Origin of the sequence: Streptomyces sp. NPDC058685 (genome assembly GCF_042714725.1) — a bacterium.
Lineage (GTDB): Bacteria > Actinomycetota > Actinomycetes > Streptomycetales > Streptomycetaceae > Streptomyces.
Genome location: NZ_JBHXSL010000046.1, coordinates 1 through 19,637, shown reverse-complemented (window position 1 = coordinate 19,637; position 19,637 = coordinate 1). Strand labels below are relative to the sequence as shown.

Genomic DNA, 19,637 nt, shown 5'->3' with positions numbered 1-19,637 from the left:
ACGTCCCGTACAACGGCGTACGGAAACGAACACGGCGCCTGCTCTGTCCCCGACCGGACATGGAGCAGGCGCCGTGCTGCGTGCCGGGCCGTCAACGCCCGGCGGGACGACGGGGATCGGGGCCGCGGAGGCCCGAGGCAGCGATCCCCGAGGCCACCCCGGCCGCCGGGGAACCGGGCGATATTCTCGGCGGACGACCCTCACCCGACGAACGGAGCCGTGCATGGCCACCGCCAGCATCCCCGGACCGGCCATCAGTCTCCGTAAGGTCGAGGAGAAGGCGCCCGCGCTCGTCAGCCTCTACAAGTCCGCCGGGGTCTCCCTGCGCAAGCACGGCCTGGACGGGCAGCGCGCCGCCGTCTATCTGGTGCTCGACTACTCGGGCTCGATGAAGGACTACTACAAGGACGGCAGCGTGCAGGCGCTGGCCGACCGGGTGCTGGGCCTGTCGGCGAACCTCGACGACGACGGCCGTGTCCCGGTCGTCTTCTTCTCCACCGACATCGACGCCGTCACCGACATAGCGCTGGAGAACCACCACGGACGGATCGACGAGATCGTCGCGGGCCTCGGGCACATGGGCAAGACCAGCTACCACCTGGCCATGGACGCCGTCATCGACCACTACATCGACAGTGGCTCGACGGCCCCCGCGCTCGTCGTCTTCCAGACGGACGGCGGTCCGATCAGCAAGCACGCGGCCGAGCGCTATCTGTGCAAGGCGGCGAAGCTGCCGCTGTTCTGGCAGTTCATCGGCTTCGGCAACAAGCGGAGCTCCCAGTTCGACTTCCTGCACAAGCTCGACGAACTCGCCGTGCCCGCCAAGCGGGCCGTGGACAACGCCGGCTTCTTCCACGCCGGCCTCGACCCGCGCACGGTCCCGGACTCCGAGCTGTACGACCGGCTGGTCGGCGAGTTCCCGCTGTGGCTGGCCGCCGCCCGTGCCCAGGGCATCGTGCGGTGACGCCGCGGGTGCTGCGGGCCCACGGCCGCCGAGCCGTGCCCTGGAAGAACGGCGGCGGGACCACCCGTGAGGTCGCGGTGGCGCCCGTCGGCGCCGGGACGGACGACTTCGACTGGCGGATCTCACTCGCCGACGTCGGCGTGGACGGGCCGTTCTCCGCGTTCCCCGGTGTGGAGCGCGTCCTGACCGTCGCCGACGGCGCCGGGATGGATCTCACGGTGGGCGGGGAGCGCACGCTCGCCGACCGGCGCTACCGGCCGTACGCCTTCCCCGGCGATGTGCCGACCGAAGGCCGGCTGCTGGGCGGCCCGGTCGTCAACTTCAATGTGATGTACCGGCGGGACCGCATCGCATGCCGGACCTCGGTCGTACGGGGAGAGGCCGCACCGGAGGTGCCGCCGGGCTCCACCGTGGTGGTGGTCGCGCTCGACGGCACCACGGCCGTCGGCGACATGAGCCTGACCCTCGAACGGTACGACGCCGTGCTGCTCGACGGACCGCCAGGACCGCTGCGCACGGAGGGACACACGGCGGTCGTCGTCCTGCGGAGCCTGTGAGCCGTTCGGTCGCCCGCGGGAGGTGTCACCGTGTGTCACCGGGAATCCCGACAGGAGATGTCCGGTTTCTGCGGTTCGATGGACGCATGACCTCATCCACGTGGGCCGGCTTCCTTGCGGCCGAGCCCGAGTTCGCCGCCACCGTGCAGAGCCGTTTCGAGCGCTACAAGCACCATGTCCTCGCCACCCTGCGCAAGGACGGGTCGCCGCGCCTGACAGGGCTGGAAGTGACCTTCCGCGGCGGGGAGTTGTGGCTCGGCATGATGCCGGACTCCCGCAAGGCTCAGGACCTGAAGCGGGATCCGCGCTTCGCCGTGCACGCCAACCCGGGGCCCGACGACTCCATGGACGGCGGCGACGTACGGATCTCCGGGCGGGCGCTGGAGGTGACCGACCCCGCGCGGATCGCCGCGTTCGTGGCCGAGGTCGGACCGCCGGAACCGTTCCATCTCTTCCGTGTCGAACTCGGCGAGGTGGTCCGGACGTTCGTCGAGGGCCAGGAGCTGGTCGTCCAGTCCTGGAGCCCGGGCGGCTCGCTGCGGACCGTCCGGCGTCGCTAGGACACTCCCCGGCGCCGGGTGGGGCCGGCCAGCACCTCCGCCCGGCAGCGGGCGGGGGAGCCCCACGCGTCCCGCAGGGGCCGGGCCTTGCGCAGCCACAGCGCGAGGTCCAGCTCGTCCGTGTACCCGACGGCGCCGTGCAGTTGCAGCGCCGTCCCGGCCGCCGCGTACGCTGCCTCGCCCGCGGTGACCTTCGCGGCGCAGATGTCCGCGGGAGCCAGGGTGAGCGCGGCCCCGTGCAGCAGCGGCCTCGCGAACTCCAGCCCGATCAGCGTGTCCGCGAGCCGGTGCTTCACCGCCTGGAACGAGCCGACGGCGACGCCGAACTGGGTGCGTTGCCTGACGTGGGCCACGGTCGCTTCCAGAAGGGTGAGCCCCACGCCGAGTGCCTGCGCGGCGGTGAGCAGCCTCGCCAGCGCGGCCGCGCGATCGGCGGCGGCGGCCACGTGCGGACCGCTCGCGAGAATCTCCCCGCCGGCCAGCGGGGCGGCGAGACGCCGGACGGGGTCGGCGGAGACCCGCACGGGCCCGTGCCCGGGCGCACACCGCAGCCGGGCCGCGCCGCCGTCCGGTTCCTCCGGTTCGACCACGAGCAGCAGGCCCGCCGCGGCGGGGTCCAGGGCAAGGGCGCCGTGGCCCGCCACGGTCAGCGTCGCCGTCTCGTCCCCCGCCACCAGCCCCGGCAGCAGGCGCTTCGCCGGTGCCGCGTCGCCCAGTTCGGCCAGCTGCGCCAGCAGGACCACGGCGCCGACCGTCTCCACGAGCGGCCCCGGCACGGCCGCGCGGCCCAGCTCCGTGAAGGCGAGCGCCAGCTCGACCGGGAGCGGGCCCACGCCGTCGTACGTCTCCGGCGCCGCGAGCGCGAAGAGGCCCGCGTCCGCGAGCCGTGACCACACCGCCCGGCCCGGCGCGGTGTCGCCCGCGGCCCAGGCGCGGGCCGCCGGCGGAACGTCCGCCGCGGTCAGCATCGCCTCCAGCGAGCGGACGAAACCGAGCTGTTCGGCGGTCGGCGTCAGATCCATCAGCGGCGGCCCTTCGGAAGGCCGAGCAGCCGCTCGGCGATGATGTCGCGCTGGATCTCGTTGGTCCCCGCGTAGATCGGTCCCGCCAGCGAGAAGAGGTGGCCCTCCGCCCAGGCCGTGTCGGACAGTTCGCCCTCCTCACCCAGCAGGTCGAGCGCTGTCTCGTGCAGGGCGATGTCGTACTCGGACCAGAACACCTTGTTGAGACTGGACTCCGCGCCGATGCTGCCGCCCCGCGCGAAGCGCGAGGCGCCCGCCCAGGTGAACAACTCGTAGGCCCGCGCGCCGATCACCGCGTCCGCGACCCGGTCCCGTACGCCCGGGTCCTCGCCCCCCTCCCGCCACTGCCGTACGAGACGGCCGGCCGCGGCCAGGAAGCGGCCGGGGGAGCGCAGCGTCAGCCCCCGTTCGTTGCCCGTCGTGGACATCGCGATCCGCCAGCCCCGGCCCGGCTCGCCGATCACGTCCTCGTCCGGCACGAAGACGTCGTCGAGGAAGAGTTCGGCGAAGGCGGGCTTCCCGTCGAGGCGGCCGATCGGGCGAACGCTCACCCCGGGCGCCGACAGGTCGAACATCAGATACGTCAGGCCCTGGTGGGGCCGGTCCGCCCGGGGATCGCTGCGGAAGATGCCGAACGCGCGGTCCGCGAACGCGGCCCGCGACGACCAGGTCTTCTGGCCGTTCAGCAGCCAGCCCCCGTCCGTCGGGACGGCCCGCGAACGCAGCGACGCGAGATCGGAGCCGGCCTCGGGTTCGGACCATGCCTGGGCCCAGACGACCTCGCCGCTCGCCATCGGGGGCAGCACCCGGGCCCGCTGCTCCTCGGTGCCGTGGTCGAAGAGGGTGGGCGCGAGGAGGTTGATGCCGTTCTGCGAGACCCGCCCGGGTGCGCCGGCGGCGTAGTACTCCTGCTCGAAGAGCAGCCAGGCGAACAGTCCGGCGCCCCGGCCGCCGTACTCCCTCGGCCACGAGACGACCGACCAGCGGTCCGCGTGGAGCCGCGCCTCCCAGGCGCGGTGGGCCGCGAACCCCTCGCGTGTCTCCAGGGACGGCAGCGGGTGCTCCGGCACCTGCGCGGCGAGCCAGTCGCGGGCCTCGGCCCGGAGCGCCTCGTCCTCGGGGGAGTGGTGCAGGTCCATACGCGCATCCTTCCCTAACAAGTGTTTGGTAGGTTAACGTGCCGGTGTGACGGACAACAGGGCTCAGTACGTACCGGGCCACGGCCTGCTGAAAGGCCGTACCGCCGTGCTCACCGCCGCGGCCGGCGCCGGGATCGGCGGAGCGACCGCCCGCAGGTTCCTGGAGGAGGGCGCGCGCATCCTGATCAGCGACGCCCACACACGCCGGCTGAAGGAGACGGAGGCAGCGCTCGCCGCGGAGTTCGGCGCCTCCGCCGTCTCCTCCCAGCCGTGCGACGTCACCGACGAGGCCCAAGTGCAGGCGCTGTTCGACCGCGCGGCCGAGGAGCACGGCGGACTCGACATCGTCGTCAACAACGCCGGCCTCGGCGGTACGTCCGAACTCGTCGACATGACCGACGAGCAGTGGGACAGCGTCCTCGGCGTCACCCTCACCGGCACGTTCCGCTGCACCCGCGCCGCCCTGCGTGCCTTCCGGGCGGGCGGGAACGGCGGAGCGATCGTCAACAACGCGTCCGTGGTGGGCTGGCGGGCCCAGGCCGGCCAGGCGCACTACGCCGCCGCCAAGGCCGGGGTCATGGCGCTCACCCGCTGCGCCGCCGTCGAGGCCGCCGACCACGGCGTCCGCGTCAACGCGGTCGCCCCCAGCCTCGCCATGCACCCCCATCTGGTGAAGGTCACCTCCGCCGAGGTGCTGGCCGATCTGACCGCCAAGGAGGCGTTCGGCCGGCCCGCCGAGCCGTGGGAGATCGCCAACGCCATCGTCTTCCTGGCCAGCGGCTACGCCTCGTATCTCACCGGCGAGGTCGTCTCCGTCAGCAGCCGCCATCCGTAGCCCGCCGAGAGCCCCCGACAATGACCGTGTGCCGAACAAGAAGAAGAACCAGGTGACCCCCTCGCCCGAGCGCCGGCGTGAACTCCTCGCCCTCGCCGCCGAGGTGTTCGCCGCGCAGGGGTACAACGCCACCACCGTCCGCAGGATCGCGGACGAGGCCGGGATGCTCGCCGGCAGCCTCTACTACCACTTCGATTCCAAGGAATCGATGGTCGACGAGATCCTCTCCACGTTCCTGGACGAGCTGTGGCAGGGCTACGACAGCGTCCTCGCGGCCGGCCTCGGTCCGAGGGAGACCATCGAGGCCCTCGTCACCGAGTCGTTCCGGGAGATCGACCGGCACCGGGCCGCCGTCGCGATCTACCAGAAGGAGTCCCGGCACCTGGCCGCGCAGCCCCGCTTCCACTACCTCACCGACTCGCAGCAGAAGTTCGAGAAGGCCTGGCTCGGGACGCTGGAACGCGGCGTCGCCGACCGGGTCTTCCGCGCCGACCTGGACGTCCGGCTGACCTACCGGTTCGTGCGCGACACCGTGTGGGTCGCGGCGTCCTGGTACCGGCCCGGCGGACAGCACAGTCCCGAGGAGATCGCCCGCCAGTATCTGTCGATGGTGCTGGACGGAATCGCCGTACGTCAGTAAACGACCGAGGAGTTGTCATGGGCGAGGCCTACATCGTCGAAGCGGTACGGACCCCGGTGGGCCGGCGCAGGGGAGGCCTCGCGGGTGTCCACCCCGCCGACCTGGGCGCGCATGTGCTCACCGCCCTGATGGCCCGCTCCGGTGTCGATCCGTCGGCCGTCGAGGACGTCGTCTTCGGCTGTCTGGACACCGTGGGCCCGCAGGCCGGCGACATCGCGCGGACCGCGTGGCTCGCGGCGGGGCTGCCCGAGGAGGTGCCGGGCGTGACCGTCGACCGGCAGTGCGGCTCGTCGCAGCAGGCCGTGCACTTCGCGGCCCAGGCGGTCCTCTCCGGCACCCAGGACCTGGTGGTCGCGGGCGGCACCCAGAACATGTCGATGATCCCCATCGCGTTCGCCTCCCGGCAGGCCGCCGGTCCGCTCGGGCTGACCGAGGGCCCCTTCGCGGGCAGCGAGGGCTGGCGGGCGCGGTACGGCGATCAGCCGGTCAACCAGTTCCACGGCGCCGAGCTGATCGCCGCGAAGTGGGGCATCACCCGCCGCGACCAGGAGGAGTACGCCCTTCGCTCCCACCGGCGCGCGGTCCGGGCGATCGACGAGGGGCGTTTCGCGCGCGAGACCGTGGCGTACGGCGACGTGACCGTGGACGAGGGCCCCCGCCGTGACACCACGGTGGAGAAGATGGCGGGCCTGGAACCCGTGATGCCGGACGGCACCATCACCGCGGCGTGCTCCTCGCAGGTCTCGGACGGCGCCGCGGCGATGCTGGTGGCGAGCGAGCGGGCCGTCCGCGAGCACGGTCTGACGCCGCGGGCCCGCATCCACCATCTGTCGGTGCGCGGCGAGGATCCCATCCGCATGCTCTCCGCCCCGATCCCGGCGACGGCCCACGCGCTCAAGAAGACCGGCATGTCGATCGACGAGATGGACCTGGTCGAGATCAACGAGGCCTTCGCCCCCGTCGTCCTGGCGTGGCTGAAGGAGACCGGCGCCGACCCGGCCCGGGTGAACGCCAACGGCGGCGCGATCGCGCTCGGCCATCCGCTGGGCGCGACGGGAGTGCGGCTCATGACGACGCTGCTCCACGAACTGGAACGTACGGGCGGCCGCTACGGCCTCCAGACGATGTGCGAGGGCGGCGGCCAGGCGAACGTGACCATCGTCGAACGGCTCTAGGTCCTGGCCGGCAGCCCCGTCCGTGCTTCCGCCGCGAGCCCGCCGTGGCCGGGCGGGGCTGTGCCCGTAGGACCGATGAGTTCCGCCCCGCCGCGTCGTCTCCCCTGTGAGCGTCTCCCTCCGTGCCGGCGGGAGGCCCGGGACGAGACGACGAGGAGCGTGGACACCGTGCCCGAGGAGAACGAGACCGCCACCCTGACCGTCGCCGTGCCCCCCGCGAGGGTGTACGCGGTGCTGGCGGACCCGACGACCCACGCCTCGATCGACGGCACCGGCTGGGTCCAGGAAGCCGTCGACCGGGTGCCCCTGACCGAGGTGGGACAGCTTTTCCGGATGGACATGTACCACCCCGGCCATCCGGACGGCGACTACCAGGTGTTCAACGAGGTTCAGGTGGCCGACCCGCCGCGCGCCATCGGCTGGCGGACGGGGTACGACCCCCAGGGCGACGGTCACCTGGAGTTCGGTGGCTGGTTCTGGCGGTACGACCTGACGCCGCTCGGTCCGTCCGGGACCGAGGTGACGCTCACCTACGACTGGTCCGCGGTGCCGCGGTCCGTCCGTGAGTACCTCCGGTTCCCCCCGTTCGGCCCCGAGCACCTCGGTAACTCGCTCCGGCATCTGGCCGAGATCACCGGGCCGACGCCCCTCCCGTGATTCCGCCGCGTGATCAAGAAACGGCCGTGCCTGCGAGCCATTCAGGAAGGGGCATGCTACGGTTACTGTGTTGCAGTTTTGGTACCCATGAACTTTGTGTGCGCCTGACGGGATGCTTCCGCAGGCGCATATTTTGTTTGCCGGTCTTTTCCGGATGGGGGTCAATGCGGCGATGGGAAATCCACGAGGTGTGGATTTCCGGCTTGCCCCTCGTTTTAGGAGTAATGACATGGCTACTGGAACCGTGAAGTGGTTCAACGCGGAAAAGGGCTTCGGCTTCATCGAGCAGGACGGCGGCGGCGCCGACGTCTTCGCCCACTACTCGAACATCGCCACCCAGGGCTTCCGTGAGCTCCAGGAGGGCCAGAAGGTTTCCTTCGACGTCACGCAGGGCCAGAAGGGCCCGCAGGCGGAGAACATCGTCCCGGCCTGAACCGTCGGCGCGTGACTCCTAGCCGGGGCCCGCACCCTCAAGGGTGCGGGCCCCGGCTTGTGCGTGCTGTCCCGAGGCCCAGGAAGGCAATACCGCATGACTCGCTCCGATCGACCGGCCGGCCAGGACCGTCCGGCACGTCAGGACCGCCCGGCGCGCCCGGCCCGTAAGCGCACGGCTGATTCCCGTGGCTCCGGCTCCGGCAGGCCCGCGGCAAAGACAGCGGGCAACGGCTCGCGAAAGAACCCCGGCAAGGGCCCCGCCCGCAAGGCGGCTCCCCCGCAGGAATTCGCGCTGCCGGAAACCGTAACCCCGGCGCTGCCCGCCGTTCACGCATTCGACGAGCTGGACATGCCGGCCGCATTGCTGAAGACCCTCGTGGCCCAGGGACTGACCGAGCCTTTCCCCATCCAGGCGGCGACCCTGCCGAACTCGCTCGCAGGCCGTGACATCCTCGGCCGCGGACGCACCGGTTCGGGCAAGACGCTGGCCTTCGGGCTCGCGCTGCTCGCCCGCACCGCCGGCCGCCGTGCCGAACCCCGGGCGCCCCTCGCGCTCGTCCTGGTGCCGACCCGTGAACTCGCGCAGCAGGTCACCGACGCGCTGACCCCGTACGCGACCTCGGTGCAGCTGCGGCTCACCACCGTCGTCGGCGGGCTGTCGATCTCCAAGCAGGCGGGCTCGCTGCGCCGCGGCGCCGAGGTGCTCGTGGCCACGCCCGGGCGGCTCAAGGACCTGATCGAGCGCGGCGACTGCTCGCTGGACCGGGTGTCCATCACGGTCCTCGACGAGGCCGACCAGATGGCCGACATGGGGTTCATGCCCCAGGTCACGGCGCTGCTGAAGCAGGTCGAGCCGGACGGTCAGCGGATGCTCTTCTCGGCGACGCTGGACAAGAACATAGACCGGCTCGTCCGGATGTTCCTGACCGATCCCGTCGTGCACTCGGTCGACGCCTCCGTGGGAGCCGTCACCACCATGGAGCACCATGTGCTGCATGTCGCTGACGAGACCGACAAGAAGGCCGTGGCCACCCGTATCGCGGCCCGCGACGGCCGGGTGATTCTCTTCGTCGACACCAAGCGTGCCGCGGACCGCTTCGCGAAGCGGCTGCTGGCCAGCGGTGTCCGCGCGGCGGCGCTGCACGGCGGCCGTTCGCAGCCGCAGCGCAACCGCACCCTGGACCAGTTCAAGAACGGGCAGGTCACCGCGCTGGTCGCGACCAATGTGGCGGCCCGTGGCATCCACGTCGACGATCTCGAACTCGTGGTGAACATCGACCCGCCCGTCGACCACAAGGACTATCTGCACCGCGGCGGCCGTACCGCCCGCGCGGGGGAGTCCGGCAGCGTGGTCACGCTGGTGCTGCCCGAGCAGCGGCGTGAGATGACGCGGCTGATGGCGGACGCCGGCATCAGCCCGCAGACCGCGCGGATCAAGTCGAGCGACGAGGAACTCAGCCGGATCACCGGCGCTCGGGAGCCCTCGGGCGTCGCCGTCACCATCGAGGTGCCGGAGCCGGCCGCCCAGCAGCAGCGACCCCGTCAGACGCAGGGCCGGGCGCGCAGTGCCGGCGGCGGCCGCCGGGGCGGGCAGGCCCGTGAGGGCGGCCGGACCGGTCAGGGCGGTCAGGCACGCCAGAGCGGTCAGTCCCGGCAGGGCGCATCGGCCCGTCAGGGTGGCCAGGCGCGCCAGGGTCAGGCAGGCGGCCAGGCCGCCGGCCGCCAGCGCACGGCGCAGAGCAGCCGTCGCAGGGCGGCCTGACCGCGGTTCTCAGGGACGACCGGGGCCCGGCAGTGCGTCGAGCACCTGCCGGGCCTCGGCCATGACCCGGTCGACGAGCTCCGCACAGGTGGGCAGGTCGTCGATGACCCCCGCGACCTGACCCGACGCCATCACCCCCAGGTCGGTGCGCCCCTCCACCATGGAGGCCCGCAACAGCATGGGTGTGTTGGCGGCGAGCAGCACCTGGCTCCACGACAGTTCCCGCCCGTGCTTCATGGCCAGGCCGTCGCGGAGCATCCGTGACCAGCTCAGACCGGAGAGCTTTCGGAAGCCGGCCGCGTGGCGTACCGCACGGGCCAGGGTGCGCGTACGGCCGTGCCGCTCCAGCGAGTCGACCAGGTCCGTCCGCAGCATCCGGTGCGGCAGTCCGTCGACGGCCGTCGTCACCGTCACGTCCTTCACGGACGCCGCGAGATACCTCGCCTTCACCGCGTCCGGAACCGTCGACTCGGCGGTGAGCAGGAACCGGGTGCCCATCGCGATGCCCGCCGCACCGTACGCGAGCGCCGCCACCAGGCCCCGTCCGTCGCGGAACCCGCCGGCCGCGATCACCGGGATGCCGACCGCGTCCACGACCTGCGGCAGCAGCACGGTGGTGGCGACATCGCCGGTGTGGCCGCCGCCCTCGCCGCCCTGCACGATCACCGCGTCCGCGCCCCAGGCGGCCACCTTCTCCGCGTGCCGTCGCGCCCCGACCGACGGGATCACGACCACCCCCGCGTCCTTGAGCTCGGCGATCAGCTCCCGTGAGGGCGCGAGGGCGAAGGAGGCGACCCGTACACCCTCTTCGACGATGATCCGCACCCGTTCGCGCGCATCTCCCGCGTCGGCGCGGAGGTTGACCCCGAACGGCGCGTCCGTGCGGGAGGAGACCTCGCGCACCGCACGGCGCAGTTCGTCGGTGGTCATCGTCGCCGAGGCGAGGATGCCGAGCGCGCCGGCCTCCGCCGCCGCGGACACCAGCCGTGGGCCCGCCACCCAGCCCATCCCGGTCTGCACGATCGGATGGCGTACACCCGTGAGTTCGGTGAGCGCCGTCCGGACACGACCCGTCATCGGGCGGGAACCTCGCGCTCCCGCAGCCCCTCCGGGTCGATCACCTCGCGGATCAGCCGCAGTTCGTCCTCGGTCGGCTCGCGTGTGTACGGGACGTCGTCCGGGACCGTCAGCGCGAAGCCGGTGGCCTCCCGCACCCGGTCGAGCGTGACACCGGGGTGCAGGGAGGCGAGCCGCATCGAGCGGTCGGGGGTGGCGAAGTCGAAGACGCCCAGGTCGGACACCACGCGCGGGATGCGGTGGAACCGGGTGGCACTGGGGCCGGCGGCGGCGGCGTTGTCGTGACCCACCCCGCACACCACGTCGACCTTCGGGACGAAGACCCGGGCCGAGTGCTTGGGCACCCAGTAACTCACCGGATTGTTCAGGGTGTTGACGGGCGCTCCGCGGACGCCGAGGAGCTGGCGCGTGGGCTGCCGCCAGTCCCCGATGCAGGAGATGTTCTGGTTGCCGAAGCGGTCGATCTGGCTCGCACCCATCATGACGTGCCGTCGGCCGCCGGTGACCATGGTCAGGTGCTGACGGTAGGGAAGCCAGCCCTCCACTGTGCCGTCCGGGCCGACGAGCATCGCCTCGCCGTCGGTGAGCAGGAGGCCGGGCGAGAAGGTGTGCCGGGCGAGGCGGGCCCCGGCCGAGGGGATCAGCCCCATCGGACTGGCCAGGATCTCGCCGTCGCCGCGCCATGCCTCGGCGCAGGCGACGACGCAGTACTCGGCCCGGGATGCGGTCCGTGTCGGGGTCACTGCTGCTCCTTGTGCCAGGCCTGTACGGCGCGTTGGTAGTCGCTTTCGCCGGCCCCGGCCAGGAATCGTCCCGCGAACTCGTCCCAGGGCGTGCCGGCGTACATCCGCTGGAACGCCTCGTCGCGCCCGTGGTCGGGGGCGCAGGAGGTGAAGTGCGCGCCGTTCGGGGCCTCCACCACCCCGGTGACCGAGTGCCGGGCGACCAGCAGGGTCTGCGGGGCCGCGTCCTTGGTGAGCTCGGCCGTCTCCACCAACTGGTCGCAGGAGACGTACGCGGCGTCGGCGGACTGGCAGAACAGGTCGTCGAAGTAGGGGTCGGGGCCCAGGTACTGGCCGTTGCCCTGCCGGTCGGCCCGGTTGAGGTGGACGAGCGCGGCATCCATGCGCAGCGACGGCACGGCGACGAACTCCTCGCCGTCCTCGTAGGGCGAAGTGACCGTCCGCAGCTCGGGGTTGACCCGCATGACGTCGGAGCCGAGGCCCGCCCGCACCGGAAGGAAGGGCAGCCGGTTGGCGGCCGCGTGCAGGCCCCACATGAACATCGCCTCGTCGATCTCGGTGAGGGCGAAGTCGCCCCGCTGGCGGGCGGCGCGGTAGTGCGGTTCGAGCGGGATCGAGTCGAGGGTGACGAAGGGCGTGACCAGCCGGCCGATCCGGCGGGCGGCGGCGAGCATGCCGACGTCGGGGCCGCCGTAGGAGATGACGGTCAGATCGGTGATCTCGGAGCGGAGCAGCGCGCGCACCAGGGCCATCGGCTTGCGGCGCGACCCCCAGCCGCCGATGCCGATGGTCATCCCGCTGCGCAGGCGCCCCACCACGTCCTCGGGCGTCATGGTCTTGTCGGTCACGGCTGCGGTTCCTTCCCGAAGGTGTCGCGGACGCGGTCGGCGACCCCGCTGAGACCCGCCTCGAAGGTGAAGCCCTGCTCGAAGCGGTAGCTGCGGCGTACGTCGACGGGGTCGATGCCGTTGATCGCCGCCTTGGCCAGCCGGATGAGGGTGCCGTCCTTGCGCGCGATCTCCCGGGCCAACTCCAGTGCCGCGTCCTGGAGTTCATCGCGCGGGACGACCTTCCAGACGGAGCCGTGGTGATGCAGCTCGGCGGCCGTCGCGGTGCGCGAGGTGTAGTACAGGGCGCGCATCAGATGCTGCGGCACCAGGCGGGCGAGATGGGTGGCGGCGCCGAGCGCGCCGCGGTCCAGCTCCGGCAGGCCGAACGTGGCGTCGTCCGAGGCGACGATCGCGTCCGCGTTGCCGACGAGCCCGATGCCGCCGCCCAGGCAGTGGCCGTGCACCGCGGCGACGACGGGGACCTCGCACTCGTAGACCGCGGCGAAGGCCTCGTAGCAGCCGCGGTTGGCGCCGATGAGGGTGTCGTGCCCGGGGTCGCGCTGCATCTCCTTGATGTCGACGCCGGCGTTGAACCCGCGGCCGGCGGCGGTCAGCACCACACAGCGGGTCGCGGGGTCCCGGCCCGCCGCGCGGACGGCGTCCGCGAGCTCGTACCAGCCCTGCACGGGAAGGGCGTTGACGGGTGGGAAGTCGGCCGTGACGCGTGAGATGCCCTTCTCGGGGCTTGTGGTGGAGACACCCATGAGAGGATCAGCTACCTTTCCACCAAACATTTGTTAGGTGAGGAAGGTAGCAGCCGATGGAGCTGGACGGGAGGGTCGCCGTCGTCACGGGCGGCACGCGGGGTGTCGGCGCGGGCATCGCGCGGGCCTTCCTGCGGGCCGGTGCCCGGGTGGTGGTCTGTGCGCGCAGACCGCCCGAAGTCCCGCTCGACGGAGCCGAGTTCGTGCCTGTGGACCTGCGTGACGCCGAGGAGGTGGCCGGCTTCTTCGACGACGTGGCCGCCCGGTACGGCCGCCTCGACACCCTCGTCAACAACGCCGGAGGCACCCCTCACCGGCTGCTCGCGGACGGCGCCGCCGCGCGTCACGCTCGGGTCGTCGAGCTCAACCTCGTCACCCCGCTGACCGCGTCCCTCGCCGCTCATGACCACCTCAGGGCGGCCCGGGGCTCGATCGTCATGATCGGCAGCGTCAGCGGAGGCCGGCCCTCGCCGGGCTCCGCCGCGTACGGAGCCGCCAAGGCCGGACTGGAGAGCCTGGCCCGCTCGATGGCCGTGGAGTGGGCGCCGGACGTGCGGGTGAACACGCTCGTCCTCGGCATGGTCCGCACCGAACTGTCCGGTCTGCACTACGGGGACGAGGAGGGGATCGCCGCCGTGGGCCGCACCGTCCCGCTCGGCCGTCTCGCTCAGCCGTCGGACGTCGGCGACGCAGCCGTCTTCCTCGCCTCGGAGCGCGCCGCCTACATCAGCGGGGCCTCGCTGCTACTGCACGGAGGCGGGGAACGCCCCGCCTTCCTCGGTGCGGCGACGGTCAACAACGAAGCGGCCGACAGGGAGACGGGCGGCAAGGAAGCGGCCGACGAGCAAGCGGTCCACGAGGAAACGATCACCCAAGGGCACGGCCGACAAGGAGACGTGAGATGACGGGAATCTGTGCGGAGCGCGTGGTCGTCGTCACCGGCGCCGGACGGGGGCTGGGGCGGGCGCACGCCCTCGCCTTCGCCGCCGAGGGCGCCCGGGTCGTCGTCAACGACCTGGGGGCGGGCCTGGACGGAGCGGGCGCCTCGGCCGGCCCGGCGCGGCAGGTCGTCGACGAGATCAGGGCGGCCGGCGGCGAGGCGGTGGCGCACGGCGGGGACATCGCGACCGGCGAGGGCGCCGCCTCCCTGGTCGCCGCGGCTCTGGAGACCTGGGGCCGGCTCGACACCCTGGTCAACAACGCGGGCTTCCTGCGCGACCGCATGCTCGTCAACCTCGACGAGGACGACTGGGACGCCGTGATGAGGGTGCACGGCCGGGGGCACTTCCTGCCGCTCAAGCACGCCGCCGCGCACTGGCGCGCCGAGGCCAAAGCCGGACGGCCGGTGGCCGCGCGCATCGTCAACACCACCTCCGGCGCAGGGTTGTCGGGCAGTGTCGGGCAGGGCAACTATGCGGCGGCCAAGGCCGCGATCGTCGGCCTGACGCTGGTCGCGGCGGCCGAGCTGGCCCGGTACGGGGTCCAGGTCAACGCCATCGCCCCGGCGGCCCGCACCAGGATGACCGAGGAGACGTTCGCGGGGCTCACCGCGCTGCCCGAGGATGTGTCCCCGCTCGTCGTCTGGCTGGGTTCCGCCGCCAGTGAGGGGGTCACCGGCCGGGTCTTCGAGGCAGAGGCCGGGCGGATCACCGTCATGGAGGGCTGGCGGCCGGGTCCGACGGCCGACAAGGGGGCTCGCCGGCAGCCGTCGGAGGTGGGCGAAACCGTACGGAGACTGCTGGCGGACGCCGAGATTCCGCAGCCCGTCCACGGCGCCCGGTGACCGGTTCTCAGACCGTCCCCACACCTTCGTGTCCACGAATCCACCCAGGTTAATTCGCAGAAAACACCGAGGAGTTCGCCTTGACGCGTGCATGTCTACGCGCGTCATGATGGCCGACATGCGAATCCCCCCACGAATCGCCACGCTCGGCGCGGTCGCCGCCCTCGCCTCGACCCTCCTCATCGGCGGGCAGGCCACGGCCACCACCCACACCCCCACCCTCACGGCTGCCCCCACAGCAGCCGCCGCGGTCGGTGACATCTGCTATTCCGACCTCCCGTCCCAGGCCCACGACACGCTCGAACTCATCGACGCGGGCGGGCCGTTCCCCTACCCGCAGGACGGCACGGTCTTCCAGAACCGGGAAGGCATCCTGCCGTCGCACTCGACCGGCTACTACCACGAGTACACCGTCAAGACGCCGGGCTCCTCCGACCGCGGCGCACGCCGCATCGTCACGGGCGAGGCATCGCAGGAGGACTACTACACCGCCGACCACTACGCCTCGTTCGACCTCGTCGACCACGGCTGCTGACCGGTTATCCTCCGCCCCGTGACCAAGACCTATGTGATCGACGGGGCGGAGGTCACCGGCCTGGACAGCTTCTGGCGGGTGATCGGCGAGGCCGTGAACGGGCCGGAGGGGTACTTCGGCCGCAACCTCGATGCCTTCGCCGACTGCCTCGGCGGCGGGATGGGCACGCCCGACGACGGTGACTACGTCATCGAATGGCGCGACCACGAGAGCTCCCGCCGGGCCCTCGGGCACCCGGAGACGGCGCGTCAGCTGGAGCTGCGGCTCGCCCGGTGTCATCCGTCGAACAAGGCGGCCGTCGCGGAGGATCTGGAGCGCGCCCGAGCCGGCGAGGGGCCGACCGTCTTCGACGAACTGGTCGGCATCATCGAGGAGCGCGCGCCCGGAGTGCTACGGCTGCTGTGACTTCGCGCGTCGGCGCACGCGCGGGAACCGCTCCGGGGGAGTCGGGGCTCCCGCGCCGGCGGTTCGGTCTTCTCGGTCAGCGCACGCGCGGGACCGTGCCCTCCAGTCGGCGCCTGACCGTCTCGTCCTGGATCAGCTGTACCGCCTCCGCCGCGGCCTCGTGCGCGTAGCCGTCCGGATCCCCGTCCGCCAGGATCCGTGCCAGTACCGGGACCGCCCGCGGGTCCTGACGCCTCGCCAGCCCCTGTGCCGCCTCCGCCGCGGTGTCCGGGTCGGGGTCGTCCAGCCGGGCCGCCAGAGCCTCGCGGATCTCCGCGGTGTCCCCGCCGAGGTGCGCCAGCGCGGTGGTCGCCCAGTCCCTGACCTGGTCGTCCGTGTCACGGCTGAGGGCGATCAGCGTCCGGGTGCCCTGCCGGTGGCCGTCCGGCACCAGGCCGAACAGCGACAGCGCCACGTCGTGGCGCACGGCCGCGTCCGGATGTCCCGCGTGGCGCAGGATCTCCGGCAGTGCGGCCGGATCCCCGTGGTGGCCGAGCCCGAGGACGGCGGCCCGGATCAGCTCCTCGTCCCGTGCCTCACGGGCCAGTTCGCGCAACAGCGGCAGCGCCCGCGCGGCGAAGGGGCGGTGCGGCGCGGTCCCGGCCGTCCCCCCGGCAGCGCCCGCGCCCGTACCCGTACCCGCATCCGTCTGCCCTCCCGCACCCGCACCCGCACCCGCACCCGCACTCGTATGCGCACCCGCGTGCGGATCCGGGCCCGGCTGCGCCAGTACCTCCGCCGCGAACGCCTGCCGCAGCGGATCGTCGCTCGCACACCACGCGGCCGCCGCCTGGAACGTCTCCTCGTCGCCGCGCCTCCACAGCGCCAGCACCGCCTCCACCCAGTCGTCCTGGTCCCGGTCCCCGCAGCGCAGCGCGCGCTCGGCCAGCGTCGCGTACGGCGTCTGGATGCCCAGCTCCTCCTCCAGGAGCGTCGCGATCGCCGCATGTCCGGTCTGCTGCTCGTTGCCCGCGACCGGCTTCCCGTCGCGCAGCACCTCGACCACGACCGTCACCCCGCCGTCCTCCTCGACGCGGCGCGCGACCGTCTGCGTTCCCTCGCCGTACGCCTCCAGCAGCCCGGCGCGCAGTTCCTTCTCGACATCACGCGCCAGCCAGGCGCGGGCCTCGTCGAGTGCCGCCTGCCGTGCGCCCGCACCGTACCGCAGCAGCGCCCTGACGGTGCGGGGCGAGCCCCGGCGCGCGGCCAGGACCAGCGGGGGTTCGCCCCGCGGAGCCGGTAGATCGGGGTCGGCGCCGTGGTCGAGCAGCGCCTCGACCGTCGCCGCGTGCCCCAGCTGCACGGCCCAGGTCATGGCGGTGAAGCCGAAGGCCTCCGCGGTGTCCGGCCGGGCGCCGGCGGCGAGCAGGGCCAGCACGACGTCCGTGTGACCGCCGACGGCGGCTCCGCACAGCGGCAGGTCCCCGCCCTCGTGCCCGCTGAGCCGCTCGGGCTCGGCGCCGGCCGCGAGCAGGAGCCGGACGATGCCCAACTCGTCGCTCACGGCGGCCCGGTACAGCGGCGTCTGTCCGTCCTCGTCGGTCGCGTCGGCGGGAACTCCCGCCCGCAGCAGCCGTACGACGGCGTCCTCCGCGCCCTCCCACACGGCGTCGAAGAGCTGCTGGACGGGTGCTGCGGGCTCGTACGTCATCCCGCGAGCCTACGGAAAACCGCTCAGGTGTCGCATTCCAGAATCGTCCGGCACAGACCGCACCGGGCGCGCACCCGGCCGCGCACGGGGATCCGGATGCGCTGGTGGCAGGTGGGGCACGAGAACGAGACGCGCAGGCCGTCGGGGCCCTGCTCGAAGGCGTACCCGGTCGCGCCGGACTCCGGGTGCGGGGTCGCTCCGGCGTGCTCCCGCGCGTACCGCCGGTCCTTGGCGTAGCGGTGGCGGCCCGTCCATCCGGCGGTGGTCAGCGGCGGCTGCTGCGCGTCGCGCAGCGCCTGCGCCTTCCCCTTGGTATATGCCGTATAGCCCTGCGGGCTGGTGAACCACGGTGAGGGGTCCTCGTCGAAGACGAGCGACCGCTTGGCGAGGACATAGCCGAACTCCTCGGGCGTGAGGTACCCGAGTTTCTGACTGGAGACGCTGTCCTCGCGGAACGCGTCGAGCAGCAGCCAGCCCGCTCCGAGATAGGTGGTGGCGGTGTCGGTGAGGATCTCGTTGTCGCGAGTGCCGGGGAAGGAGAGACCGAGCCGGTGGAGCAGGACATGCATGATCTCGTGGGCGAGTGCCGCGCCGATGTCCCGGCGGTGCGTACGGAACCGGTCGTTGAGCTCGATGAAGTATTCAGGTCCGGCCGTCAGTTCGACGCTCGCCGCATGGGTCATCTCGCGGAAGCTGACGATCATCCGGGCGTCCGGCAGTCGCAGGTGATGCACCAGGGCCCGGGCGACACGCTGGGCGCCCAGATGGAGGTCGTCCTGATCGGCGAAGGCCACGTCGGCCGGCAGGACGCTCGGCGCGTAGGAGAGCACACCCTCGGACGAGAGCCGTCGGTGCAGGGCGGTGATCGCCGCCCGCACGGTGTCCAGGTGCGGATAGCCGTGTACGACCTCGCTGTCCTTCGCCACCACGTCCCGTACCCCCCATGCACGATGGTCGGCCGGGATCAACTCTACGGGGAACGGGCGGTGAATCCGCGCTGGTGGCGTGGCTGAAAACTGCTCCTTGTGGCGCACCTGACACACTCCCCATAATCCGGATCACGTCTTGTCGGGCCCATGTCAGTTGCGTGCCGCGGCTGCCTGGATCCGGTGCCGGCGTAAGTCTGAACCCCCCACGAAAGGCAGTCCGTTGAAGCAGCTTCTTCGCATGGTCAAGAGATGCGCCGCCGCCGGCGCTGTCGTGCTGGCCGCTGTCAGCCTTCAGCCCTCCTCGGCCTCGGCCGCGCAGCCGCCCGTCGTCGGCGGTACCCGCGCCGCCCAGGGCGAGTTCCCCTTCATGGTCCGGCTCTCCATGGGCTGTGGCGGCGCTCTGTACACCCAGCAGATCGTCCTCACGGCCGCGCACTGTGTCTCCGGCTCCGGCAACAACACCAGCATCACCGCCACCGCCGGCGTCGTGGATCTGCAGAGCGCCAGCGCCGTCAAGGTCAAGTCCACCAAGGTCCTCCAGGCCCCCGGCTACAACGGCACGGGCAAGGACTGGGCGCTGATCAAGCTGGCCAAGCCGATCAATCTCCCCACACTGAAGATCGCCGACACGACGGCGTACAACAACGGCACCTTCACGGTCGCCGGCTGGGGTGCGGCCCGTGAGGGCGGCGCGCAGCAGCGCTACCTGCTCAAGGCCCAGGTGCCGTTCGTCTCGGACGCCTCCTGCAAGCAGTCCTACCCGAGCCTCGTCGCCGGTGAGGAGATCTGCGCCGGACTCCCGCAGGGCGGCGTCGACACCTGCCAGGGCGACTCCGGTGGCCCGATGTTCCGCAAGGACAACAACAACGCCTGGATCCAGGTCGGCATCGTGAGCTGGGGCGAGGGCTGCGCACGGCCCAACTACCCCGGTGTCTACACCGAGGTGTCCACCTTCGCTGCCGCGATCAAGTCCGCGGCCGCCACGCTGTAGCAACACAGTCGGTCCGGCCGGGTCCGCCACGGACCCGGCCCGCCCCCGGAGAACCCCGGAACAAGGGCCGGTGGCCGGCCCGTTTATAACAAACACGCCCCCCCAAATTACCAGGGCGCGGTAAACCCACCCCCCGCCGAATTA

22 protein-coding genes are annotated in these 19,637 nt (G+C 72.1%); 14 read left to right on the top strand and 8 right to left on the bottom strand.

The features are described from left to right. Window positions 1-223 precede the first annotated feature (223 nt). From ACFWU3_RS28495 to ACFWU3_RS28485, 3 genes are all read left to right on the top strand, one after another. On the top strand, window positions 224-964 hold the full coding sequence (locus tag ACFWU3_RS28495; RefSeq protein WP_384443437.1) for a vWA domain-containing protein: 741 nt from the start codon (window positions 224-226) through the stop codon (window positions 962-964). After that, window positions 961-1,521: a HutD family protein gene (locus ACFWU3_RS28490; RefSeq protein WP_384443435.1), complete on the top strand. Its 561-nt coding sequence runs from the start codon at window positions 961-963 to the stop codon at window positions 1,519-1,521. Before ACFWU3_RS28495 ends, ACFWU3_RS28490 begins: the two co-directional genes overlap by 4 nt. Before the next feature lie 86 nt (window positions 1,522-1,607). Next, window positions 1,608-2,081 (top strand): pyridoxamine 5'-phosphate oxidase family protein, encoded by a 474-nt coding sequence (locus ACFWU3_RS28485; RefSeq protein WP_384443433.1) that lies wholly within the window; start codon window positions 1,608-1,610, stop codon window positions 2,079-2,081. Here the strand turns inward: ACFWU3_RS28485 and ACFWU3_RS28480 are convergent. Beyond that, the gene (locus ACFWU3_RS28480) at window positions 2,078-3,103 is read right to left on the bottom strand and encodes an acyl-CoA dehydrogenase family protein (RefSeq protein ID WP_384443431.1); all 1,026 of its coding nucleotides are present in this window, start codon (window positions 3,101-3,103) and stop codon (window positions 2,078-2,080) included. The genes ACFWU3_RS28485 and ACFWU3_RS28480 overlap by 4 nt on opposite strands. Beyond that, window positions 3,103-4,242 (bottom strand): acyl-CoA dehydrogenase family protein, encoded by a 1,140-nt coding sequence (locus tag ACFWU3_RS28475; RefSeq protein WP_384443429.1) that lies wholly within the window; start codon window positions 4,240-4,242, stop codon window positions 3,103-3,105. Before ACFWU3_RS28475 ends, ACFWU3_RS28480 begins: the two co-directional genes overlap by 1 nt. 46 nt (window positions 4,243-4,288) lie before the next feature. Here ACFWU3_RS28475 and ACFWU3_RS28470 point away from each other — a divergent pair, with 46 nt between their 5' ends. From ACFWU3_RS28470 to ACFWU3_RS28445, 6 genes are all read left to right on the top strand, one after another. Next, the gene (locus tag ACFWU3_RS28470) at window positions 4,289-5,077 is read left to right on the top strand and encodes an SDR family oxidoreductase (RefSeq protein WP_384443427.1); all 789 of its coding nucleotides are present in this window, start codon (window positions 4,289-4,291) and stop codon (window positions 5,075-5,077) included. A 28-nt stretch (window positions 5,078-5,105) separates the two neighbouring features. Further along, the gene (locus tag ACFWU3_RS28465; RefSeq protein ID WP_327684788.1) at window positions 5,106-5,717 is read left to right on the top strand and encodes a TetR/AcrR family transcriptional regulator; all 612 of its coding nucleotides are present in this window, start codon (window positions 5,106-5,108) and stop codon (window positions 5,715-5,717) included. 17 nt (window positions 5,718-5,734) lie between these two features. After that, a complete protein-coding gene (locus ACFWU3_RS28460) occupies window positions 5,735-6,892 on the top strand; it encodes an acetyl-CoA C-acetyltransferase (protein WP_384443425.1) in 1,158 nt (385 codons plus the stop codon). Window positions 6,893-7,060: 168 nt separating this feature from the next. Further along, window positions 7,061-7,549, top strand: a complete 489-nt coding sequence (locus ACFWU3_RS28455; RefSeq protein WP_384443423.1) for an SRPBCC family protein — start codon at window positions 7,061-7,063, stop codon at window positions 7,547-7,549. A gap of 229 nt (window positions 7,550-7,778) precedes the next feature. Next, a complete protein-coding gene (locus tag ACFWU3_RS28450; protein WP_037915390.1) occupies window positions 7,779-7,982 on the top strand; it encodes a cold-shock protein in 204 nt (67 codons plus the stop codon). A 96-nt stretch (window positions 7,983-8,078) separates the two neighbouring features. After that, complete coding sequence (locus ACFWU3_RS28445) at window positions 8,079-9,746, top strand: DEAD/DEAH box helicase (RefSeq protein WP_384443421.1); 1,668 nt, start codon at window positions 8,079-8,081, stop codon at window positions 9,744-9,746. A 9-nt stretch (window positions 9,747-9,755) separates the two neighbouring features. Here the strand turns inward: ACFWU3_RS28445 and ACFWU3_RS28440 are convergent, their stop codons facing one another. The 4 genes from ACFWU3_RS28440 to ACFWU3_RS28425 are packed head-to-tail and all read right to left on the bottom strand — an operon-like array spanning window position 9,756 to window position 13,160. Continuing rightward, window positions 9,756-10,823, bottom strand: a complete 1,068-nt coding sequence (locus ACFWU3_RS28440) for an NAD(P)H-dependent flavin oxidoreductase (RefSeq protein WP_384443419.1) — start codon at window positions 10,821-10,823, stop codon at window positions 9,756-9,758. Beyond that, the gene (locus tag ACFWU3_RS28435) at window positions 10,820-11,566 is read right to left on the bottom strand and encodes a CoA-transferase subunit beta (protein ID WP_384443417.1); all 747 of its coding nucleotides are present in this window, start codon (window positions 11,564-11,566) and stop codon (window positions 10,820-10,822) included. Before ACFWU3_RS28435 ends, ACFWU3_RS28440 begins: the two co-directional genes overlap by 4 nt. After that, complete coding sequence (locus tag ACFWU3_RS28430) at window positions 11,563-12,414, bottom strand: CoA transferase subunit A (protein WP_384443415.1); 852 nt, start codon at window positions 12,412-12,414, stop codon at window positions 11,563-11,565. Before ACFWU3_RS28430 ends, ACFWU3_RS28435 begins: the two co-directional genes overlap by 4 nt. Further along, the gene (locus tag ACFWU3_RS28425; RefSeq protein WP_384443413.1) at window positions 12,411-13,160 is read right to left on the bottom strand and encodes an enoyl-CoA hydratase family protein; all 750 of its coding nucleotides are present in this window, start codon (window positions 13,158-13,160) and stop codon (window positions 12,411-12,413) included. The genes ACFWU3_RS28430 and ACFWU3_RS28425 overlap by 4 nt, the downstream gene beginning before the upstream one ends. Window positions 13,161-13,216: 56 nt before the next feature. On the opposite strand from ACFWU3_RS28425, the gene ACFWU3_RS28420 reads away from it, so the two are divergent. The 4 genes from ACFWU3_RS28420 (at window position 13,217) to ACFWU3_RS28405 (ending at window position 15,883) form a co-directional block, all read left to right on the top strand. After that, on the top strand, window positions 13,217-14,065 hold the full coding sequence (locus tag ACFWU3_RS28420) for an SDR family oxidoreductase (protein ID WP_384443411.1): 849 nt from the start codon (window positions 13,217-13,219) through the stop codon (window positions 14,063-14,065). Continuing rightward, window positions 14,062-14,943, top strand: coding sequence for an SDR family oxidoreductase (locus ACFWU3_RS28415; RefSeq protein WP_384443409.1), 882 nt, complete (start codon window positions 14,062-14,064; stop codon window positions 14,941-14,943). Before ACFWU3_RS28420 ends, ACFWU3_RS28415 begins: the two co-directional genes overlap by 4 nt. A gap of 118 nt (window positions 14,944-15,061) precedes the next feature. Beyond that, complete coding sequence (locus ACFWU3_RS28410; protein WP_384443407.1) at window positions 15,062-15,478, top strand: ribonuclease; 417 nt, start codon at window positions 15,062-15,064, stop codon at window positions 15,476-15,478. A gap of 18 nt (window positions 15,479-15,496) precedes the next feature. Continuing rightward, entirely contained in the window at window positions 15,497-15,883 is a 387-nt protein-coding gene (locus ACFWU3_RS28405; protein WP_384443405.1) for a barstar family protein, read from the top strand. Between the two features lie 76 nt (window positions 15,884-15,959). Here ACFWU3_RS28405 and ACFWU3_RS28400 read toward each other — a convergent pair whose 3' ends face one another. Further along, window positions 15,960-17,573, bottom strand: a complete 1,614-nt coding sequence (locus tag ACFWU3_RS28400) for an ankyrin repeat domain-containing protein (RefSeq protein WP_384443403.1) — start codon at window positions 17,571-17,573, stop codon at window positions 15,960-15,962. A gap of 23 nt (window positions 17,574-17,596) precedes the next feature. Beyond that, the gene (locus tag ACFWU3_RS28395; protein WP_384443501.1) at window positions 17,597-18,499 is read right to left on the bottom strand and encodes a hypothetical protein; all 903 of its coding nucleotides are present in this window, start codon (window positions 18,497-18,499) and stop codon (window positions 17,597-17,599) included. A gap of 241 nt (window positions 18,500-18,740) precedes the next feature. Between ACFWU3_RS28395 and ACFWU3_RS28390 the strand changes: the two genes are divergently transcribed. Further along, window positions 18,741-19,493: a S1 family peptidase gene (locus ACFWU3_RS28390; protein ID WP_384443401.1), complete on the top strand. Its 753-nt coding sequence runs from the start codon at window positions 18,741-18,743 to the stop codon at window positions 19,491-19,493. Window positions 19,494-19,637 lie beyond the last annotated feature (144 nt).

Bases quoted from the DNA above. Each gene is read 5' to 3' on its own strand.
- ACFWU3_RS28495 (WP_384443437.1), top strand. From the start codon at position 224: ATGGCCACCGCCAGCATCCCCGGACCGGCCATCAGTCTCCGTAAGGTC.
- ACFWU3_RS28485 (WP_384443433.1), top strand. From the start codon at position 1,608: ATGACCTCATCCACGTGGGCCGGCTTCCTTGCGGCCGAGCCCGAGTTC.
- ACFWU3_RS28480 (WP_384443431.1), bottom strand. From the start codon at position 3,103: ATGGATCTGACGCCGACCGCCGAACAGCTCGGTTTCGTCCGCTCGCTG.
- ACFWU3_RS28475 (WP_384443429.1), bottom strand. From the start codon at position 4,242: ATGGACCTGCACCACTCCCCCGAGGACGAGGCGCTCCGGGCCGAGGCC.
- ACFWU3_RS28460 (WP_384443425.1), top strand. From the start codon at position 5,735: ATGGGCGAGGCCTACATCGTCGAAGCGGTACGGACCCCGGTGGGCCGG.
- ACFWU3_RS28450 (WP_037915390.1), top strand. From the start codon at position 7,779: ATGGCTACTGGAACCGTGAAGTGGTTCAACGCGGAAAAGGGCTTCGGC.
- ACFWU3_RS28445 (WP_384443421.1), top strand. From the start codon at position 8,079: ATGACTCGCTCCGATCGACCGGCCGGCCAGGACCGTCCGGCACGTCAG.
- ACFWU3_RS28440 (WP_384443419.1), bottom strand. From the start codon at position 10,823: ATGACGGGTCGTGTCCGGACGGCGCTCACCGAACTCACGGGTGTACGC.
- ACFWU3_RS28425 (WP_384443413.1), bottom strand. From the start codon at position 13,160: ATGGGTGTCTCCACCACAAGCCCCGAGAAGGGCATCTCACGCGTCACG.
- ACFWU3_RS28420 (WP_384443411.1), top strand. From the start codon at position 13,217: ATGGAGCTGGACGGGAGGGTCGCCGTCGTCACGGGCGGCACGCGGGGT.
- ACFWU3_RS28415 (WP_384443409.1), top strand. From the start codon at position 14,062: ATGACGGGAATCTGTGCGGAGCGCGTGGTCGTCGTCACCGGCGCCGGA.
- ACFWU3_RS28410 (WP_384443407.1), top strand. From the start codon at position 15,062: ATGCGAATCCCCCCACGAATCGCCACGCTCGGCGCGGTCGCCGCCCTC.
- ACFWU3_RS28400 (WP_384443403.1), bottom strand. From the start codon at position 17,573: ATGACGTACGAGCCCGCAGCACCCGTCCAGCAGCTCTTCGACGCCGTG.
- ACFWU3_RS28390 (WP_384443401.1), top strand. From the start codon at position 18,741: ATGGTCAAGAGATGCGCCGCCGCCGGCGCTGTCGTGCTGGCCGCTGTC.